3 protein-coding genes are annotated in these 3,019 nt (G+C 69.1%); all 3 read right to left on the bottom strand.

All coding sequences use genetic code 11. From position 1 onward, the window contains the following. Positions 1 to 75 precede the first annotated feature (75 nt). Positions 76 to 489 (bottom strand): hypothetical protein, encoded by a 414-nt coding sequence (locus AB0L65_RS62745; RefSeq protein WP_364267541.1) that lies wholly within the window; start codon positions 487 to 489, stop codon positions 76 to 78. Then, positions 486 to 1,352, bottom strand: a complete 867-nt coding sequence (gene istB / locus AB0L65_RS62750) for an IS21-like element helper ATPase IstB (protein ID WP_364267544.1) — start codon at positions 1,350 to 1,352, stop codon at positions 486 to 488. Before istB ends, AB0L65_RS62745 begins: the two co-directional genes overlap by 4 nt. 108 nt (positions 1,353 to 1,460) lie before the next feature. Continuing rightward, a complete protein-coding gene (locus AB0L65_RS62755; protein WP_364267547.1) occupies positions 1,461 to 2,834 on the bottom strand; it encodes a hypothetical protein in 1,374 nt (457 codons plus the stop codon). Positions 2,835 to 3,019: the final 185 nt, after the last annotated feature.

A 3,019-nucleotide genomic window follows, 5' to 3' on the forward strand; every position in this document is an offset into this window, starting at 1 on the left:
CTTGATGACGCTCAGCGAAAATGCCCAGGGCCGCTCGTTGGAAGTGCCCACTTGGTTGATCAGTACAGTACGGCTTTAGCTGGTGTTTGTCACGGATCGTGACGGCGTGTTGACGTACGCAGCGGCTGGTGTGACGAGCAAGTTGATGACAGCGACTGGTTGATGGCAGTTCGGGCAGTTCTGCACCAGGCTCGGGGGCTGGTCGCCGCCGTATCCGGCGACGTACGGGTCGTGACCGGGCGTGACGGCGTTTGCCGTACGAACCTCCGTACTCCTCGTATGCGCCGTACTGGCCGGTGTCCTGGAGCCGGCGATGTCGTACGTGGTGTGGTCGCCGGTTGCGGTGGCTGCGGCTGTTTCAGCGTGGTTGGCGGCGCGCCACCAGCGGGCCTTGCAGATCGGTGTGCAGAAGCGGCGGCGTGGGTTGCGGCTGGTCCAGGTGAACGCCTCGCCGCAGGTGGCGCACAAACGGGTGGCGGTGCGGGTCATGAGCCCGCCCTGGTGCTCGGGCCGGTGGTGGCGGCGCGCAGGGCGTTGGCGCGGGCCTGGTGGGAGCGCATCCGGTAGGACGGGCCGTCGATGCCGACGATGATGCCGCGGTGCAGCAGCCGGTCGATGAGGGCGGCGGCGAGCATGGGGTCGCCCAGCCGATCGGCCCAGCCGTTGATCCCAACGTGGGAGGTGGTGACGGTCGAGCCCTTGAGATAGCGGGCGTTGATCACTTCGAACAGCAGGGAGCGGCCGTCTTCGTCCAGGCGGCGGTAGCCGAACTCGTCGATCACCAGAAGGCGGGGCTGGACGAAGAAGCGCAGCCCGGTGGCCAGCCGCTGCTCGGCGATCGCTCTGCGCAGCCGGCGGATGAGGTCGTCGCAGGTGGTGAAGTAGGCCTTGTGGCCTGCCTGGGCGGCCAGCCGGGCCAGGCAGATGCTCAGCATCGTCTTTCCCACGCCCGGCGGGCCGATGAACAGCACGTTGGCGGCGTCGTCGAGGAAGCGCAGGGTGGCCAGCTCGCGGATGAGGGCCTGATCGACGCCGGGCTGGGCGGAAAAGTCGTAGTCGTCGATGCTCCACGGGGCGGGCAGGTTGGCAAAGTGCAGCCGGGAGGCCTGCTGGCGGTGCTCGGTCGCCGTGACCTGGACCGCGAGCAGGGCCTCGATCGCCTCCAGCGGCGAGGTCTGCTGGTCGCGGGCGGCGTCCAGCACCTGCGGCAATGCCTCGGCCGCCGCGGTCATCTTCAAGAACGCCAGATGCGCGCGCAGCCGCTGATAGATCTGCGCCGACGTCGCGGGCGGATCGCCGGTCGCGGTGGCCGACGCGGTGGCCGATGCGATGATCGTCGTGGTGGTGGCCATGGTGTTCCCCCTGGTTAATGGGTGTGATCGGCGAGGCCCCGGCCCGGTGACCTCGCCCAGGCCTGGCGGCCGGCAGGCAAGACTCTGGCGGGCCGGGGCCCGCAGGTGTCAGATGTCGCTGGTGACCTGCTCTGGGCTGCCGCTGCTGTCGTCGGCCCGGGCCGCGGCCGGGCCGAGAGGCCGACTCGCGGCGGCATAGGCGGCGAAGTCGACCACGCCACCGATGCCGTCGCCGGACCGGCCGGACGGTTCCTGCCCGGCCAGGCGGGCCCGGACCTGCTCGGCTTCGGCCAGCGCCTGCGGTGAGGGCGGGATGCGCCGCTTGCGGCGACACGGCCCTCGATCATCAGAGGTGGCGGCCAGCACGGCCTTCTCCAACGCCAGCACATGCTCAGCGGAGCGGACGATCGCGTGCGCGCCGACGGGTTCCAGCCGGTGCCGGGCCAGAGTGTTGCCGGCCGATGAGACGATGTCGATCGTGGCGGCGCCCAGCGTCCGGGTGACGGTGACCTGCTGGTCACGGTGACCCGGTGGAACGGAGTAGAAGTTCCCCTCGAAGGCCACCAGCGCCTGCGGCGAGACCATCCGCGACACGCTCAGCACCGCCGGGAACGGCTGCGGCAACGCCGCCAGTGGCTCAGCGTCGGCGAAAGTGGCCACCGTCATCTTCTGCGTGTTCTTCCAGCGCACCCGCATATCAGCGGTCCGGGCGCACCAGGCATCCAGCGACGATTGCGCCTGCTCGGCCGTCACATCGTCGGCCACGGTCCGCCACCACCGCTGCGCGGCCATGTCATTGGACTTCTCCACCGACCCCTTGCGCTGTCCCCGCCGGGGTGGGCAGATCGCCACCGAGACCCCGTAATGCTTGGCCACGACCGCGAACGAGGCCAGCACCTGCCCGCTCTTGGGGTCACACACCGTGGACATCCGGTCGAACCGCCATCCCAGCGTCAGCCCGCCCAGCCGCTCGGCCACCTGATGCAGGCCCTGGATCAGATGCGGCTGATCCTGACGCCCCGACAGCCAGCCCCGCCACCGGCCTGAGTACGGCAACGACCCGACCAGCAGATACGCCTCCCTGCGCCACCCCCACTCACGGGGCGGATCCGGCAGATGCACCCAGTCCCATTGCGTCTCGGCTCCCGGCTCGTGATCGATCACCGCCACATCGCGGCCCTTGACCTGATGACACGGCTCGCAGTGCGGACGCAACCGCCGCTCCCGGATCGCCCGCGTGAAAGAGGAGTACCCGCCCGCATACCCCAGCCCGGCGACCTCTTCGAACAACGTCGTGGCCTGCAGATGCGGATCCTGCCGCAGCCGGATCCGGCAGTACTCCTCCACCACCGCGAACGCGTCCAGCCCCGCCGGACGGCGCTTGCCCGGCTCACGCTCCCCGTTCAGATAGGCCCGGATCGTCCTGCGGTTGCGGCTCAGGTGCCGGGCAATCGCCGAGATCGACCAGCCCCTCTTCCGCAACGTATGTGCTTCCACATCTTCCCCCTGTGTGAGCATCTCCTTGTGAGCTCCCCCGACAACAACGGATCTTCGACACCCGTAGCGTCAGGGGAGCTCACCAGCGACGGAACGACCGCCACCGGCGAGTTCTCCCAGGTGGGCACTTTCAACGAGCAGGTCTGAGCACTTTCAACGAACGTCATCAG

Source organism: Nonomuraea sp. NPDC052116 (assembly GCF_040680035.1).
GTDB classification, from domain to species: Bacteria; Actinomycetota; Actinomycetes; order Streptosporangiales; family Streptosporangiaceae; genus Nonomuraea; species Nonomuraea angiospora_A.

What these genes read in the sequence shown, in the direction of transcription:
- AB0L65_RS62745 (WP_364267541.1), bottom strand. Translation starts at nt 489, where the DNA reads ATGACCCGCACCGCCACCCGTTTGTGCGCCACCTGCGGCGAGGCGTTC.
- istB (WP_364267544.1), bottom strand. Translation starts at nt 1,352, where the DNA reads ATGGCCACCACCACGACGATCATCGCATCGGCCACCGCGTCGGCCACC.